The sequence below is a fragment of the Bradyrhizobium sp. CB82 genome (genome assembly GCF_029714405.1).
Classification (GTDB): Bacteria; Pseudomonadota; Alphaproteobacteria; order Rhizobiales; family Xanthobacteraceae; genus Bradyrhizobium.
In genome coordinates this window covers 6,749,645-6,764,637 of the sequence record NZ_CP121650.1, presented here as the reverse complement: position 1 = coordinate 6,764,637, position 14,993 = coordinate 6,749,645, and the positions used below count along the sequence as shown (strand labels likewise).

The 14,993-nt window shown below is 58.1% G+C and carries 15 protein-coding genes and 3 pseudogenes; 13 read left to right on the top strand and 5 right to left on the bottom strand.

The window, feature by feature from the left end; all coding sequences use genetic code 11:
* Window positions 1-183 precede the first annotated feature (183 nt).
* Complete coding sequence (locus QA640_RS32865; RefSeq protein WP_283036972.1) at window positions 184-693, bottom strand: GAF domain-containing protein; 510 nt, start codon at window positions 691-693, stop codon at window positions 184-186.
* A gap of 350 nt (window positions 694-1,043) precedes the next feature.
* Here QA640_RS32865 and QA640_RS32860 point away from each other — a divergent pair, with 350 nt between their 5' ends.
* The 11 genes and pseudogenes from QA640_RS32860 to QA640_RS32810 form a co-directional block, all read left to right on the top strand.
* A complete protein-coding gene (locus QA640_RS32860) occupies window positions 1,044-1,910 on the top strand; it encodes a branched-chain amino acid ABC transporter permease (protein WP_283042954.1) in 867 nt (288 codons plus the stop codon).
* Window positions 1,903-3,141, top strand: coding sequence for a substrate-binding protein (locus tag QA640_RS32855; protein ID WP_283036971.1), 1,239 nt, complete (start codon window positions 1,903-1,905; stop codon window positions 3,139-3,141). The genes QA640_RS32860 and QA640_RS32855 overlap by 8 nt, the downstream gene beginning before the upstream one ends.
* 3 nt (window positions 3,142-3,144) lie before the next feature.
* The gene (locus QA640_RS32850; protein ID WP_283042953.1) at window positions 3,145-4,212 is read left to right on the top strand and encodes a branched-chain amino acid ABC transporter permease; all 1,068 of its coding nucleotides are present in this window, start codon (window positions 3,145-3,147) and stop codon (window positions 4,210-4,212) included.
* Complete coding sequence (locus QA640_RS32845) at window positions 4,199-4,933, top strand: ABC transporter ATP-binding protein (RefSeq protein WP_283036970.1); 735 nt, start codon at window positions 4,199-4,201, stop codon at window positions 4,931-4,933. Before QA640_RS32850 ends, QA640_RS32845 begins: the two co-directional genes overlap by 14 nt.
* Window positions 4,926-5,627 (top strand): ABC transporter ATP-binding protein, encoded by a 702-nt coding sequence (locus QA640_RS32840; protein ID WP_283036969.1) that lies wholly within the window; start codon window positions 4,926-4,928, stop codon window positions 5,625-5,627. The genes QA640_RS32845 and QA640_RS32840 overlap by 8 nt, the downstream gene beginning before the upstream one ends.
* A gap of 388 nt (window positions 5,628-6,015) precedes the next feature.
* Window positions 6,016-6,945 carry a winged helix-turn-helix domain-containing protein gene (locus QA640_RS32835; protein WP_283036968.1) on the top strand — a complete coding sequence of 310 codons (930 nt, stop codon included), beginning with the start codon at window positions 6,016-6,018 and terminating at the stop codon, window positions 6,943-6,945.
* 862 nt (window positions 6,946-7,807) lie between these two features.
* Window positions 7,808-8,992: pseudogene (gene hemA / locus QA640_RS32830) on the top strand (5-aminolevulinate synthase); the annotation flags it as partial.
* Window positions 8,993-9,234: 242 nt separating this feature from the next.
* Window positions 9,235-10,002, top strand: coding sequence for a heme ABC transporter permease (locus QA640_RS32825; protein ID WP_283036966.1), 768 nt, complete (start codon window positions 9,235-9,237; stop codon window positions 10,000-10,002).
* A 6-nt stretch (window positions 10,003-10,008) separates the two neighbouring features.
* Window positions 10,009-10,185: a heme exporter protein CcmD gene (ccmD, locus tag QA640_RS32820; RefSeq protein ID WP_283036965.1), complete on the top strand. Its 177-nt coding sequence runs from the start codon at window positions 10,009-10,011 to the stop codon at window positions 10,183-10,185.
* Window positions 10,186-10,800: a DsbE family thiol:disulfide interchange protein gene (locus tag QA640_RS32815; protein ID WP_283036964.1), complete on the top strand. Its 615-nt coding sequence runs from the start codon at window positions 10,186-10,188 to the stop codon at window positions 10,798-10,800. It abuts the gene before it with no gap.
* 239 nt (window positions 10,801-11,039) lie between these two features.
* Window positions 11,040-11,135 (top strand): annotated as a pseudogene (locus QA640_RS32810) (IS5/IS1182 family transposase); the annotation flags it as partial.
* A gap of 49 nt (window positions 11,136-11,184) precedes the next feature.
* Here QA640_RS32810 and QA640_RS32805 read toward each other — a convergent pair.
* From QA640_RS32805 to QA640_RS32790, 4 genes and pseudogenes are all read right to left on the bottom strand, one after another.
* Window positions 11,185-11,375, bottom strand: a pseudogene (locus QA640_RS32805) (DUF2171 domain-containing protein).
* A 471-nt stretch (window positions 11,376-11,846) separates the two neighbouring features.
* Window positions 11,847-12,113 (bottom strand): DUF6510 family protein, encoded by a 267-nt coding sequence (locus QA640_RS32800; RefSeq protein WP_283036963.1) that lies wholly within the window; start codon window positions 12,111-12,113, stop codon window positions 11,847-11,849.
* Window positions 12,114-12,118: 5 nt separating this feature from the next.
* Window positions 12,119-12,880 carry a ferredoxin reductase gene (locus QA640_RS32795; protein WP_283036962.1) on the bottom strand — a complete coding sequence of 254 codons (762 nt, stop codon included), beginning with the start codon at window positions 12,878-12,880 and terminating at the stop codon, window positions 12,119-12,121.
* On the bottom strand, window positions 12,867-13,436 hold the full coding sequence (locus QA640_RS32790; RefSeq protein WP_283036961.1) for a sulfite oxidase-like oxidoreductase: 570 nt from the start codon (window positions 13,434-13,436) through the stop codon (window positions 12,867-12,869). Before QA640_RS32790 ends, QA640_RS32795 begins: the two co-directional genes overlap by 14 nt.
* A 326-nt stretch (window positions 13,437-13,762) precedes the next feature.
* Between QA640_RS32790 and QA640_RS32785 the strand changes: the two genes are divergently transcribed.
* Together QA640_RS32785 and QA640_RS32780 are read left to right on the top strand one after the other, a co-directional pair.
* The gene (locus tag QA640_RS32785; protein WP_283036960.1) at window positions 13,763-14,359 is read left to right on the top strand and encodes a cytochrome P460 family protein; all 597 of its coding nucleotides are present in this window, start codon (window positions 13,763-13,765) and stop codon (window positions 14,357-14,359) included.
* A gap of 41 nt (window positions 14,360-14,400) precedes the next feature.
* Complete coding sequence (locus QA640_RS32780) at window positions 14,401-14,982, top strand: cytochrome P460 family protein (protein WP_283036959.1); 582 nt, start codon at window positions 14,401-14,403, stop codon at window positions 14,980-14,982.
* Window positions 14,983-14,993 lie beyond the last annotated feature (11 nt).

Below are 14,993 nucleotides of genomic sequence, written 5' to 3'. Positions count from 1 at the left end.
CCGCCGTGAGGCCAGGTCAGCATCGGCCGGGTGTGATATCCGGCATGGCTCGTGTCACTGCGAGGATAATACCAGAGCACGCCCAAAGTTTGCGGATCAATCAACTTCGCTGTTCGATATATTGTCTGGGTGCACGCGCAATGTGAATTGAAAGGTCGCGCCAGTAATATGATCGCGGTGGTATTAGTGTCGACCAAGCGCCGGATCTTCGCTTCTAGACTGTTCGAGTTCGTGAATTGTAACTAACGATCTCAAGTCAGCTTGCGACACATCGCGGCAATGTAGCAAAAGTCTGCTGTGAACCTCGCTATGTTCATTCCTTTTGCTATCGAGGACGCAAACTGTCCCAAATATTTCGCCGTCCGGCCAAGTGATCGGCAGGCCCAGGTAGGAGATCATCCCCAGTTCAATATCAGGATTCGATTTCCATTCGTCATCTTGGAGAGCGTCAGGGACAAGCAGCATTTGGCGAGTCGCCATCACAGCCTCGCAATAGGTACCGCCACTAAGAGGCGCGACCTCATCTCGTTTCCACGGGTTCTTCTCGGACTCGCTGGCGACGAAAACTCTGATGTTTGGGGACTCTACTTTCATTATGAGGGCGGACGGAACGTGCATGATTTCGCCAACCAGGTCCATCATCTCCTGCCACTTCTGCACGATATGATAGGGTATCTCGATAGGATGTACCATGGCCGATCCTACTGGCCAAGAACATTGGATCATGTTCTTGCCGTAGCTGGGGACGCGTTTGTGCTGTCCTGTGGCGATATCACGGCTCTCGCGCTTGCCTAGAAGCACCAAGAAGGCAGTTTAGCATCCCCTCCATCGGTGAGCAAATCTGTATGATTGGCATTATGGAACCGACCCGCGAATTCTTGCCCATTCAGCTCTTTGATTTCGCTCGGCTAAAATCCATCGCGATGAAGTCGGACTTTTGTTAGGAACTCTGGTTGATCGCCGTGATTGAGCAGGAACAACTGCCGAGGATCGCTGCGGCACGATCCCAGGCAGCTCTCCGTTTTCCAGTAGGCGAGGATGGCATGGAAAGCGCGCTGAGCGCCACCTTCGACATTCTGAGTTTCGGGGCCGTCATTGTCCTTGTGGTACTAGGACTCGGGATCATTGCCGGCATGATGGGCATCTTCAACTTTGCGCATGGCGAGTTTGTCCTCCTCGGCGCCTACGCCACCTATCTCGCTTACAGCTTCGGGCTGCCGGTTTGGCTCGGCATGCTTGGAGCGCCACTCGTTGTAGCGGCGATCGGCTTCGTTCTCGAGCGTCTTTTTATCCGACACTTCTATGCCGCCCCGATCGTCGCCATGCTCGGAACCTATGCGCTCGGCCTTATCATTCGGGAGGGTGTGCGCGGCCTGATTGGCGGGCTCTATATCACGGTGCCGGAGCCGATCGTCGGCTCGTTCACCGTCGGGGGTGTCCAACTTTCGCGTTGGCGGTTCGCCATTGTCGTCATCACCACAGCGGTGGTGCTAGCCAGCTATCTGTTGCTAACCAGAACTTCCTTTGGGCTGCGCGGCCGCGCGGCACTCGAGAACCCGTCTCTCGCGCGCGCGTCCGGCATCTCGACGAGCGCCCTCTATGCCGTCACCTTCACATTCGGTGCGGCCCTCGCGGGCCTCGCCGGCGCGCTGGTAGTGCCGGTGTTCTCGCTTTCTGCCGATCTCGGCGTCCGGTTCCTCATCGAGGGCTTTCTCGCGATCATGTTGGGCGGCATTGGCTCGTTCGAAGGGTCGATGGTGGGCGCCGCTGTGGTCGGCATGCTGAGCGCAGCCCTACCTTGGGCGGTAGCGCCCGTGCTGGCCGACGTGCTGACCTTCGTCATCGCTATCGTTTTCGTCAAGTTCAAGCCGGGAGGACTGATCGCGGAAAGGAGGACGAACTATGCCTAAGCAAATTAAGGACAGCTGCATCACCTCCACGATGACCCGCAGGCGTGTTCTACAGAGCGCCGCCTGGATGAGCGGAGCGGTTGCGATCGGCGTGAGCAGCTGGGTGGTCCGGCCCGGTTGGCTGAATGCTGCCGAGGCACCGATCAAGGTTGGCATCGCCACCGATCTTACTGGCACCATTGCTAACGCGGGCAACGCCAACGCCAACGTCGCCAAGATGGTGGTGAAGGACATCAACGATGCTGGCGGCATTCTGGGTCGCCCGATTGAACTCTTTATCGTGGACACGGCATCCGACGAATCTGTCGCTGTCGCCAACGTCCACAGACTCCTCCAGCGCGACAAGGTTGACGTCGTGCTGGGCGGCGTCACCAGTGGGATGCGCAACGCTATCAAGGACGTCATCGTCACGCGCGGGAAGACGCTCTACATCTATCCGCAGCAATATGAGGGCAAGGAATGCACGCCCTACCTCTTTTGCACCGGACCAGTCCCGGCGCAGCAATGCGACCAGATCATTCCTTGGCTGATAAGGAACGGCGGCAAACGCTTTGGGCTGCCGTCTGCAAATTACATCTGGCCACACGTCCTCAATGAATATACCCGCAAGCTCATCGAGAATAACGGTGGTGAGGTGATCTTCGAAGAGTACTATCCACTCGACCAAGTAGAATATGGCGCCACCATCAACAAAATCATGACAAACAACGTGGAAGTGGTATTCAACTCCATCATTTGGCCGGGCGTGGGACCCTTCTTCAAACAGCTCTACCAAGCCGGCTTCAGCAAGCAAGGTGGCCGGCTCGCTTGCGTCTATTACGATGAGAGTGCGCTCAGCATCAACGAACCGCAGGAAATTGAAGGGCTGGCCGCCTGCCTCGACTACTTCCGGACAGTAACGGCCCTGGATCCGGCTAGTGCTAGGATCCAGGCTGAATACGACAAGGAATTCCCCGGTAAAATCCTCCTTACGGCCGGCACCGCCGCGACCGGTATGTATCGCGGCTTGAAGTTGTGGGAAGTAGCGGTGAAGGAGGCGGGCAATCTCGACCGCGAGCAGGTCGCCGCCGCGCTCGATCACGCCAAGATCAGCGAGGGGCCCGGCGGGCCAGCTGAAATGGTCCCGGGTAAACGGCACTGCCGGCTGAACATTTATACGGCCGTCGTCAAGAATGGAATTTTCGAGATAGCCGCGCGCAGCGAAGGTCTCGTCGATCCGCGGGAGTGCTAAACACTGACCGACCAGTTAGCAGCCGCGCCGTCGACTAGCGCCGGATCACTCCGCAGTCGCCGGCGGCAATTGATTCCGATGCTTGAGATCGTGCTCTTTGCCGCTTTTGCGGTAGCGCCGATCATGCTCGAGAACTATCTCACGATCTTCGCTACGCGCGTCCTCATCCTGGCGCTGCTTGCGCTGAGCTTCGACCTCATTTGGGGGTACTCCGGCATCATGAGCTTCGGGCAGGCACTATTCTTCGGGGCGGCGGGATACGGCGTGGCCCTTGTGGCACGCGACCTCGGAGTTGCATCCATTTTTGTCGTCCTGCCAGCTGCGCTCGCCGTGGGCCTGGTTTTGTCGCTTGCCCTCGGCGCATTCCTGCTGCTTGGGCGCCATCCGCCAACCATGATCTTCATCGCATTGGGCACCCTGACTGGCTCCTATGTGGCCGACCGGCTAGCGCGCGCATGGTATTATCTTGGCGGGCAAAATGGCATCCCTTCCATCCCGCCTATGACTGCCGGTAGCTACGAATTTGCCGAAGGGCGCGTCTATTACTACCTCGCCTTCAGCGCGCTTGCGATTGTCTATCTTGTTTGCCGCTTCGTCGTGCGTTCGCAATTCGGACTAGCGCTTGCCGGCGCGCGCGACCGAGAGACGCGCATTCTCTTCTTCGGCTACCAGGCGCAGAGGCTGAAACTAACAGTATTCTCATTGTCGGGCGCCATCGCTGGACTCGCCGGCGGTCTCTACGCTTTCCATGACGGCTTCGTTGGGCCCCATATGGTTGGTGTCGTGCTGTCAACGCAAATCGTGCTCTACGCCCTACTTGGCGGCGTTGGTACGTTGATCGGCCCTGTCATCGGCGTCGTCGCCACCGAAATCGCAGGCTTCTGGCTCGCCGACAGTTTTCCTGAGATCTGGCCCATTATCCTCGGGCTCCTGTTGCTCGTCGTTGCTTTGTTTTGGCCCACTGGGCTGATTGGGCTTGTGGTCTCCGAGCAAGAGCGGATTGGCAGCTTCGGCAGACCTTCTTTGCCGACTCGCCATGTCGATTCGGGGGGAGACAATGGCGCTGCTTGAAGTGCGCGGGCTAACCAAGGTCTTTGGGCGGCTGGTGGCGCTGGGTGGCGTCGACCTGACCGTCGGTGAAAATGAATTTCACGGTCTCATCGGTCCCAATGGTTCCGGCAAGAGCACGCTGATGAAATGTGTGGCCGGTGCCGAGTTCCCGGCCGGAGGGACGATCCGCTTCGTTGGCCACGACATCACCGCGGCCACGCCTACCGAGCGAGCACGCGCCGGCCTCAGCCTCAAATTCCAGATCACCAGTGTCCTCCCGGCGCTCACAGTGTACGACAACGTGCTCCTCGCGCTCCAGGCGCGAAGCTCCACTTTCAGTCTGATCTTCTCATGTACACGCAGAGCACTCCATGAACGTGTAATGCACCTGCTCGAACAATTCCACCTAACTGAGTGGTGCTGGGAGCGAGCGGCCGCGCTATCCCACGGTCATCAGCAATGGCTCGAAATCGCGATGGCCGTCGCCTGCAAACCGCACCTTCTCTTGCTCGATGAACCGACCGCCGGGATGAGCCTCGAAGAGCGACGTATAACGGGCGAGCTGCTAATACCGATCAAACGTCACTGCTCTCTAGTGATCGTCGAGCACGATCTCGACTTTATCCGCGATGTTTGCGACATTCTCACTGTCCTCGATCAGGGCAAGGTCATCGACAGCGGCACGGTCAAACACATTCAGAACAGCCGGAAGGTGCAGGAGGTCTATCTTATTCGTGTCTGAGTCAGCGCTCCTCCAAATCCGCGACCTTTGTGTCTCATACCGCCTTAGTCAGGTACTTTTCAACGTAACTCTGGCGGTGCCAAGACATGGCGCGGTAGCGGTGCTTGGTCGGAACGGCGCCGGCAAATCGACCTTGCTTAAGACAATTGTCGGCGAAATTGCGCCCCGCAGCGGTAGCATCGTCTTGAATCTTCAAGACATCACACTACTGCCGACCGAGCGCCGAATTCAGGCGGGTCTCGGCTACGCGCCGCAGGAGCATTCTGTCTTTAACCGATTGAGTGTGCGCGAGAACCTTGAGGTGGGCGCGCTCGCGAACCAGGACCGGTTGGCGATTGACCAGGTGCTCGCATGGTTCCCCAAGCTTGGTCAACGGCTCGATCAGGTGGCAGGAACACTTTCCGGTGGTGAGCGCAAAATGCTGGCGATCGGCCGTGCCATCTCGTCTAGTCCCAGGCTCCTGCTACTCGATGAGCCGACTGAGGGCTTGTGGATCGGTGTCGTGGAGGAGATCGCCGGGTGCTTGCGAGACCTCGTCAAAGATATCGCCGTCGTTATTGTCGAGCAGCATCTTGAGCTCGCGCTAGGCGTAGCGGACTACGCTTATGTCCTCGATCGAGGTCGGGTTGCGCTTGAGGGTCGATCAGCTGCCGTGCGCAATGATCCAACGCTTTTACAGCTTCTAGCTCCCTAAGCAGGTAACGCGAGGTCGAGGGAGCGGCACTCGAAGGCCAGTTTGCGCCGCACGGGGCAGGGCCTTTTCCGCCATCCAATCTGGATCGATAGACGCTAATCTATAGCCAGTGTTGGTTCGTAAAACCAAGGTATGATCCATTTGGTCAACAATGGAAACCTAAGTGGGATTTAGCGTCCGCAGTACTCCTCTATGCTGCGTCAACGGAGCGACGCCCATGGGTTACTCACCGAATACAACCCTAGCGCATGCGGCGTCGAAAGCTCTAGGTCAGTTCGAATCTGGACCGAGATGGTGGCGCGCGATGCTTATGGAAAGGTCTGCCAACACGATGAGCCATCCACTTTCACCGATTGGACTTCAGGGGTGTAGGGCGGCAACTTCGTCGATGGAAGAGCGCGTACTTCAGTCCATTCCTGAAATCAGCTCGCGCGTCAGGAACGTGTTTCGGTTCGGCCCATTCAACCTGTCCGTGGCTGAGAGAGTCTTGAAGAGGGGCGAAGAGGTGCTTTCGATTGGCGGTCGTGCGTTCGATCTTTTGAGCGTCCTGGTAGAACGCGCTGGCGAAGTTATCAGTCATAAGGAGTTAATCGCACGAGCATGGCCTGACGTCACCGTGGAGGAAGCAAATCTCCGGGTGCATATCTCTGCTCTTCGCAAGGTGCTCGGCGATGGTCTGGATGGTGCTCGCTACATTTCCAACGTTGCAGGTCGCGGCTATTGCTTCGTAATGGCCGTGGCGCGCACTCCGCCGCAGCCTGCCGGTACTGATATCGCAAGTCGAACACACAATCTGCCCGCCCGACTTGCGACAATGCTCGGTCTAGACCAGACGGTGCGTCAATTGCTAGCCAAACTCTCGGCAGGTCGTTTTGTCAGCATTGTCGGTCCAGCGGGCGTTGGGAAAACAATGGTCGCAATTGCGATCGCCCACACGTTGTTCGCGGAATTCGACGGCGCCGTCTTCTTTGTCCACCTGGGTGCCCTCGCCGAGTCGCGCCTGGTTTCGATTGCCGTCGCGTCGGCGCTAGGCTCGGTGGGACGGGCGGAAGACCCATTTCATCGCCTGCTTGACTTTCTCGGTGACAGAAAAGCTCTTCTCGTGCTCGACAACTGCGACCATCACGTCGACGCAGTGGCGCAATTGGTCGAACGCGTTCTGAATGAGGCACCACAAACGCGCATTCTCGTGACCACGCGCGAGGCGCTGCGGGCCAAAGACGAGCATGTGCACATGCTCCTTGCGTTGGAGACGGCGCCAGATGATCCGGGGTTGCGTGCGGCCGAGGCGCTGAGATATCCCGCTGTGCATTATTGACCATCAAAAAGCATCTTAGCGCGAGTTTACGACTGCTTTACGGAAGGATTTGAGACAACTGATCTTCGAGACGCACGGCTCCTCTGGCGTCTCTCACCTAATACCGGCTTCCTGCGGTTGATGGACAACCGGGTTAAGATTGGCAAACTGCGCCCTATGTGGCGAACGTGCCATGTTTAAGCTTGGTCTGGCCAGCCGGGCAGGCGAGATCGCAGAGTCTTCCAAGCCGGCGGAGCCTTGATCGCCCGGAGTGGTGGAGACGGCAGTGAATCCAACTACTCGGTTCAACGCGGGCAGGGATAACAACTTCCAGGTCTTATGGGAGGATGGGGACCGCGTCTTCTGCCGAAGGTGGAGCTTGGGTACCGACGGAAACCGCAGCATCGTGCTGGAGGTGATACCCGCCGCCGAGCATCCTCCGCAACGCTCGATCGCCTCACTCACGAATGTGGATTGAAGGATGACCTGGACCGGCATGGGCAGCACGGCCGCTCGAGCTCAGCCAATTGCGCGCTCAGCTACGGACGAGTAGTAGTAGCGACCAACAGTGCACGTGGCCAATTGGAAGGCCAGCAGCCTCATGACCAAGAGTCCGGTCGCTCATTCTCCGATGGAGAAGACTGGGGTGATGACGAAGGCTCAATCCGGTGGCGGATGAAAGCATCAGCAATTTAAGCTTAGGAGGATCGGTCGGCATTGCGCATTATCTGCGAAGTCTAAGCAATGCTGCAACAGACACCATACTCTAGCTAGATTATCGTGCCGGTGGGTACTTCGCTTCTTCCATTGGCCGAAATGGGCTCGGCGAGGGTGCGAGTTGTGGTGACGTTGAACCTGCATCGAATCCAGCTCCGGGTGGTCCATGAATCATGATGCGTATTTCTGCAAGCGCCTCGACGAACTTCGTAGGGAGGGGCGGTACAGGGTCTTCGCTGATCTGGAGCGCAAGGCAGGTAAGTTTCCTCGTGCAACGCTCCGTTCCGCGCGCGGGAAAAGGGAGGTCACGGTCTGGTGTTCTAACGACTATCTCGGAATGGGACAGCACCCAGCCGTGCTGGCAGCTATGCACGAGGCACTCGACAGCTGCGGGGCGGGTGCCGGCGGTACACGCAATATCTCGGGCACTAATCACTACCATGTCCTTCTCGAACGCGATCTGGCCGATCTTCATCAGAAAGAGGCAGCACTCTTGTTTACTTCAGGCTATGTCTCGAACTGGGCTGCGCTTGGCACACTAGCGTCGTGCATTCCGGGTTGCATTGTGTTTTCCGACAAACTCAATCATGCCTCAATGATCGAAGGCATTCGAGGTAGCCGTGCTCCGGTCAGAATCTTTGCACATAATGATCCCGCTGATCTTGCGCGTAAACTCGCGGAGGTCGACGCCGATGCGCCTAAGCTGGTGGCGTTTGAATCGGTCTATTCCATGGACGGCGATATCGCACCAATCGCAGAGCTGTGTGATGTTGCTGATGCATATGGCGCTATGACCTATTTGGACGAGGTGCATGCTGTCGGTCTCTATGGATCGCATGGCGGTGGCGTCGCTGCGCAACAGGGTCTGAGCAATCGGTTGACGGTGATTGAAGGCACACTGGCTAAGGGCTTTGGGGTCGTCGGCGGCTATATCGCAGGATCAGCAGCATTGTGCGACTTTGTGCGTAGCTATTCGTCGGGCTTTATTTTTACGACGGCGCTGCCGCCACACATCGCGGCAGGCGCGTTAGCCAGCGTGCGATACCTCAAATCAAGTGCGACGGAGCGAGAAGTCATGCACAGCCGGGTCTGCTCGCTCAGGAGTCGACTTGATGATATCGGCGTGCCGCATCTCCGGAATCCTAGTCACATTGTGCCGGTAATGATAGGAAACGCCGACCTCTGCAGGCAGATCAGCGACGTTCTGTTGAACGAATACGATATCTACATTCAACCCATAAACTACCCGACGGTCCCGCGCGGTACAGAGCGACTTCGTATCACCGCGTCACCGTTTCATTCCGAGGCGGATATCGAACACCTGAGCACGTCGCTTGCCGAAATCTGGTCGAGCCGCTTGGTCGAGCATTTCTCGTGCGACGCTGCCGGCACAGGGTCGTGTAGAGAGCGGGCGGCGTTTCACAGCATCCGGCGTCCGACGCCTCACGTCACGGAAACAACCGGTATCAGTTGAACCATGAGCGGCCTATTGCGAAGTTCTCTCCAACATCGCTTAGCGTCCGTCGACGCTATCCAGCATGAGCGGGAGGCAGCGAAGGCGTGTGGCGGTCGCGACTCTAACCGGGGATGGCCATGACGCTGATCGGCCTTGCCAATCCGACCAGGTTCCTGTCGCTGACGGCGCGGCTGATGCCGATCCTCGTGGCAGGAACTGCCATCGTGCTCGCGGTTGGCATTTATCTCTCGGCAACCGCGCCGAATGACTATCAGCAGGGCGCGACCGTCAAGATCATGTTCATCCATGTGCCCAATGCGTGGCTGTCGATGTTCGTCTGGGCGGTGATGAGCACAACCGCGCTCGGCACGCTGGTGTGGCGTCATCCGCTCGCTGACGTCGCCGCCAAGGCCGCCGCGCCCCTCGGCGCCAGCTTCACCTTTCTCGCGCTGGTGACGGGCTCGCTGTGGGGCCGACCGATGTGGGGCACTTATTGGGAATGGGATGCACGCCTGACCTCGGTGCTGATCCTGTTCTTGATGTATCTGGGCCTGATGGCGCTGTGGCGGGCGGTAGATGATCCCTCGCGCGCTGCGCGCGCGGCGGCGGTTCTGACCCTGGTCGGCGCGATCAACCTGCCCATCACCAAATTCTCTGTCGATTGGTGGAACACGTTGCATCAGCCGGCCTCGGTGTTCCGCATGGAAGGACCGGCCCTCGACCGCGCCTTTCTGATTCCGCTACTGGTGATGGCCGGCGGTTTCACGATGCTATTTGTCACCTTGTATGTGGCGGCGATGCGCAACGAAATCCTGCGGCGGCGGGTGCGCGCGCTGCAGATGATGCAGGCGCGCGCCGCATCAGGCGAAGTGGGCGCGGCTTCGCCTGCCTCGCAACCGGCGTAACGCACGATGTCGCTCGGCCCTTACGCCTATTTTATCGTGACCTCCTATCTCGCCGCGGCCGTGGTGGTGGCACTGATGGTTGCCTGGATCGTCGTCGACCACCGCAACCAGAAGCGGCGCCTCCGCGAGCTAGAGGACAGCGGCGTGGTGCGGCGCTCCGGGCGCAGTGCAACGGAGCCGTAGATGACCGAACAGGTGACATCCGAAGCAAGCCCGCAGCGCCGCTCGTGGCTGGTAGTGCTGCCGCTGATCGTCTTTCTCGCGCTGGCTGCTGTGTTTTGGTTCCGGCTTGGCGATGGCGATCCGTCGCGGATTCCCTCCGCCCTGATCGGACATCCTGCACCACAGACGTCGTTGCCGCCGCTGCAGGGCTTGCTCAGCAACGGCGCGCAAGTGCCGGGACTGGATCCGGCAAACTTCAAGGACAAAGTCAGCGTGGTCAGTGTCTGGGCGTCCTGGTGCGTGCCGTGCCATGACGAGGCGCCGCTTCTGATTGAGCTTGCCAAGGACAACCGGCTGCAGCTGATCGGCATCAACTACAAGGATGCGCCCGATAACGCCAAGCACTTTCTTGGGCGCTATGGCAACCCATTCTCGGCCGTCGGCGTGGACGCCAACGGCCGCGCCGCGATCGAATGGGGCGTCTACGGCGTGCCGGAGACGTTCATCGTCGGCCGCGACGGCACGATCGCCTACAAGCTGGTCGGCCCGATCACGCTGGACAATTTTGACTCCGTAGTGAAGGCCGAGATAGACATGGCGGTCAATGCGGCTTCGATTTCGCGAACTGCCGATTAGAAACCGTCGCCGGAGGCAACCGTCCGCCCAGCCTTTCGGACACGCCGTGCTGCCACCTGAGCAGCGGTTCCGGTGCCAATCACGACGAGGTCATATATCCATGCTCACTTTGCCCGTATCCGCATGTCGGTAAGGTTCATTTGCGTCGATTTTGCCATACCCTATGCCCGCTATCCAGCAATGCGAGCGTTGGGATAAGCATGATCCAAGCTCCCGACGGGAGCCTCGAATCATGAGATATGGACCTCAGTGACTTTGAATGGACTGCCATCAGGCCGTTCCTCCCGAACAAGTCCCGTGGCGTGCCGAGGGTCAATGTGGCTCGCCCGATTTCTCCTCCTCGAAGGTGACAGCGGTGGCCGCGACTGCCGACAGCCGCGCCGCCTAGCCCTCGATATCCGCGATCAGTCCCGGGTCGATATAGTGATGATGACCCTTGTGCCGTCCTTCGCGGTCAACCTGATCCGGCCCGCTGTGATGCGATTCACAGTTCCGATGTGAACACCGTCAGCTCCGATCACCTCATTTTCCTCTTGATCCGACTTTTCGCCATGTCTCTTATCCTCGTATCTGATTTGGCATTTTGAAGAACTTCCTTGCGCCGTTTGGTCAGAAGTGGAAGGCGTGCTTCCTGATCGGCAATACGTTGCGCCATGAGGTCATCGTACGGCACCGGAGTAGGCGGCCGCCTGCTCGACAACTCGCGAAGAGTTTCCCTTGCGACTGCGATCTAGTCGTCGACGTGACCGATATCAGTCGGGAGGTCGGGCACGGAGAACCTCCCGTTTTAGTTCGACGGACCGTCGCAAAGCTGAAAAATGCGGCCGGCCGCCTTTCGACCGACCGCAGTTAACCCGGTCTCGGGGGAGCGTGGGAGGAAACACCGGGTTTCCACAAGATTACATGACAAGCCTCAACCGCGCTTTTCCGATATTGGCGAGGCTAAACGCTGCTTGCTGCCATGTCGGATCGACGCACAGCCTCAGATGTCACCTTCGCTGCCACCGCCTTCCACGGTTGGGCACATGATAGTTTGCGCACTGATCCTAGAATAGCAGACACCGCGCGCCGGTCATCTCGAGCCACAGACCGCGCGGCGTATCTACCGCTCTCATCAGATCGCTCTCGCAATCTGCACACTTCAGAACCGCTCCCATCGGAGATGCATCCAAGGTCAGAGCTCCCACGCCGCTCACACAATCGCATGAATCGCATCGAATCTTCGCGAGTGTGATGTCGGGGACGAAGATCCGCTGAAGTAGTTGTGCCGCGACATTGCCGTCGAGCAAAAGATCGGAGACGTTATTTGACATGCTGTCTATCCTCCTGATGGACCGAATCGTTCTGTCTTGATGCTGAGAGGGTCAAATCCAAGCTCTACAAGAAGACTGGAAGCGGTCTCGACGAAGGTCGTAGGACCGCAAACATAGATTGTTGGGTTATGCGCGGGCGGAAACCAATTTGCTGAAAGCAAGCCTTTATCGATTCTCCCCCGGTGGCCCGTCCAGTCCTGTGGTTGCTGACGGGTAAGCGCATAAACAAGGCGAAAGCCGGAATCACGCAGCATCATCGCCTCGAGCTCGTCTCGGTAGAGGATATCTTCCCAACTTCTAGCCGAGTAGATCAGCAAGGCCGGAGGGGGGCTTGCCCGCCTGTCCCGGTGGCGAAGCATCGACATCAAAGGCGTGATACCCGTTCCACCAGCGAGAAGATAAACTGGCTCCTTTGCGGCGCCGGTCCAGACGAAATATCCCCCGATTGGTCCCCGAAGCTCGAGTTGGTCGCCGACGCGTAGCTCATCCAGAAGATAGGGGGAGACCTCGCCATCTTTCACTCGCTCGACGGTCAACGCAAGCAATTCGTCTTCAGGTGGCGAGGCAATGGAATAGCTACGTTGCGCTTGATAGCCATCCTCGGCTGTGAGCCTGATATCGACGTGCTGACCCGGCAGGTGTCCTGGCCAGCTGGCTGGCTGCAACATGAGGCTCTTTACGCGGCGCGTTTCCACCACGACGTCGCGGACGTGAGCGATTTGCCACTCAAGCCGTTTGGCTGGAGAAGCGGGATTAGTCACCGTCATATCTCTGCTCTTTCCAAGGGTCGCCATAGTTGTGATATCCCAGTGACTCCCAAAAGCCGCGCTCGTCCTGCGGCATAAATCGAATCCTGCGCACCCATTTGGCGCTCTTCCAAAAGTAAAGATGCGGCACCAACAGGCGAGCTGGTCCGCCGTGAGCGGGCAGGATCGGCAGGCCGTCGTAACGAGTAACGATCATGCCCTTGCCGTCGACCAGATCCTCAACAGGGACGTTCGTTGAATAGCCGCCATCGCAATGAGCCATGACATAAGGTTCGGGAGGTTCCAAAAGCCCGGCTGCTTTCAGCAGGTCATCGAAGGTCACGCCCTGCCACGTCGTATCGAGCTTCGACCATTTCGTGACGCAATGAATATCGGTGTTGACCGTGGTCTGCGGCAGCGCTTCGAACTCGGCCCAGCTCCATTGTCGGAGCAGGGAGCCGCCAAGCTGAAGGGCCAAATTCCAGTTTGCGACTTTGGTTTGTGGCGTTGGGCCCGCCGAAAGAATAGGGAATTCGGTTGTGACGTACTGTCCAGGCGGCACGCGAGTTTTCGTCATTTGCTCGTGTCGCTTTGACCTAAACCCGCGAGAGATGTGAGCCTCTTCATCCATAGTATCATGCCTTTCTTCCGTAAGTGCGCCGTGCAAGAAGAACCGGGGTGCTTTGATCCGGTTGCCCGCCGATCGTTCGGCCTACACTTGGTGCAAAAGTATTCGCCTGTCGATGGGCGCCAAGCCAAATGCATCAAGATTGAAAAAACGAAGGCAATCGCTGACGCGCACGACACACACCAACCCTGTATCTCCTTTTTCATTCGCGATGAGGAAGCTCATCGGTCACCGGCGCGAATGTGCGTCTGGCCATAGTCGCAGGAGAGAAAGCGATGCGTATCGGATTTCGGACAGCAGCTGTCGTCATTGCGAGCAGTGCGATCGCAACGACCTTATTCTTCGGATCTCTTAAAACCGGCAACGCGCAGACGACAACTCGCCAACTGCCTCAATACACGGCCGATGGGCAACTCCTTTTGCCGAAGGACTGGAACCATTGGGTGTACCTCGGATCCCCGCTTACGCCGAATGCGCTGAATGACGGCCATGCTAACTTTCCGGAGTTTCACAACGTCTACATCGAGCCGGGTTCATATGAGATTTATAAGAAGACCGGTCAATTTCCCGAAGGAACGATCTTCTTCAAGGAGCTTCAACTTACGCTGCCCGGCGAAAATCCAGACGGATCACGAACCGAGCCATCGGGAAGAGGCTACTTCCCCGGACCTTTCAACGGCGCCGATGTCACGGTCAAAGATTCCAAGCGTTTCCCTGAATCTAACGGATGGGGATACTTCAATTTCAATCATCATGAGCCGAAGGCTCCGATGGCGAAAGTAAAGGCGAAGGGGGAATGCGCGTATTGCCACATCGCAAGCGCGAAAAAGGATGAGGTGTGGACCCAGTTCTATCCCTTGTTGGACAAGTGATGTCAGTCGTTAGACATCGGCCAGACAGCAGGGAGTGAGCGATGAGAACCGTTGGCGTCTTTACTCTCGGCATTTCGGGAGTTGCCGCAGTCATCGCAATCGCCGCGCTGGGTTCTATGCAGGCGATTGCAATTGACGGCGTTCGACAAACACAAGCAGCCGTAGACGCGCAGGGTGCCCTGCGCGTTCCGCCCGACTATCAGACCACTTATGAGTCGCTTGGAAGCTGGGCGATCGCGGCTGATGAAGGCCAAGGCTCGAAAGAGCTCCACGTCGTGCTCGCATCACCGGGATCCATCGAGGCCTACCGCAAGGACGGCCGATTTCCCGACGGAACCGTGCTCGTGAAAGAGGTGTTTGAAACCGCTACGAAGGAAATGACGACCGGTACCGTCAGCCACGCAGAGAAGTTGAAGGGCTGGTTTGTCATGGTGAAGGACAGTGCCGGCCGCTATCCGGGCAACGCCTTGTGGGGCGATGGGTGGGGCTGGTCTTGGTTCGATGCTGCCAACCCCACAAAGACAACATCCACCGACTACAGATTGAATTGTAAATCCTGCCACGTACCAGCGAAGGCGACGGACTGGATCTACGTCGAAGGATACCCTGCATTGAAGCGATAGAGGGGACGCTT

Excerpts from the sequence above, each read along its gene's own strand:
- QA640_RS32825 (WP_283036966.1), top strand. The coding sequence starts at position 9,235 with ATGACGCTGATCGGCCTTGCCAATCCGACCAGGTTCCTGTCGCTGACG.
- ccmD (WP_283036965.1), top strand. The coding sequence starts at position 10,009 with ATGTCGCTCGGCCCTTACGCCTATTTTATCGTGACCTCCTATCTCGCC.
- QA640_RS32780 (WP_283036959.1), top strand. The coding sequence starts at position 14,401 with ATGAGAACCGTTGGCGTCTTTACTCTCGGCATTTCGGGAGTTGCCGCA.
- QA640_RS32865 (WP_283036972.1), bottom strand. The coding sequence starts at position 693 with ATGGTACATCCTATCGAGATACCCTATCATATCGTGCAGAAGTGGCAG.
- QA640_RS32790 (WP_283036961.1), bottom strand. The coding sequence starts at position 13,436 with ATGACGAAAACTCGCGTGCCGCCTGGACAGTACGTCACAACCGAATTC.
- QA640_RS32845 (WP_283036970.1), top strand. The coding sequence starts at position 4,199 with ATGGCGCTGCTTGAAGTGCGCGGGCTAACCAAGGTCTTTGGGCGGCTG.
- QA640_RS32785 (WP_283036960.1), top strand. The coding sequence starts at position 13,763 with ATGCGTATCGGATTTCGGACAGCAGCTGTCGTCATTGCGAGCAGTGCG.
- QA640_RS32800 (WP_283036963.1), bottom strand. The coding sequence starts at position 12,113 with ATGTCAAATAACGTCTCCGATCTTTTGCTCGACGGCAATGTCGCGGCA.
- QA640_RS32855 (WP_283036971.1), top strand. The coding sequence starts at position 1,903 with ATGCCTAAGCAAATTAAGGACAGCTGCATCACCTCCACGATGACCCGC.
- QA640_RS32835 (WP_283036968.1), top strand. The coding sequence starts at position 6,016 with ATGGAAGAGCGCGTACTTCAGTCCATTCCTGAAATCAGCTCGCGCGTC.
- QA640_RS32860 (WP_283042954.1), top strand. The coding sequence starts at position 1,044 with ATGGAAAGCGCGCTGAGCGCCACCTTCGACATTCTGAGTTTCGGGGCC.
- QA640_RS32795 (WP_283036962.1), bottom strand. The coding sequence starts at position 12,880 with ATGACGGTGACTAATCCCGCTTCTCCAGCCAAACGGCTTGAGTGGCAA.
- QA640_RS32815 (WP_283036964.1), top strand. The coding sequence starts at position 10,186 with ATGACCGAACAGGTGACATCCGAAGCAAGCCCGCAGCGCCGCTCGTGG.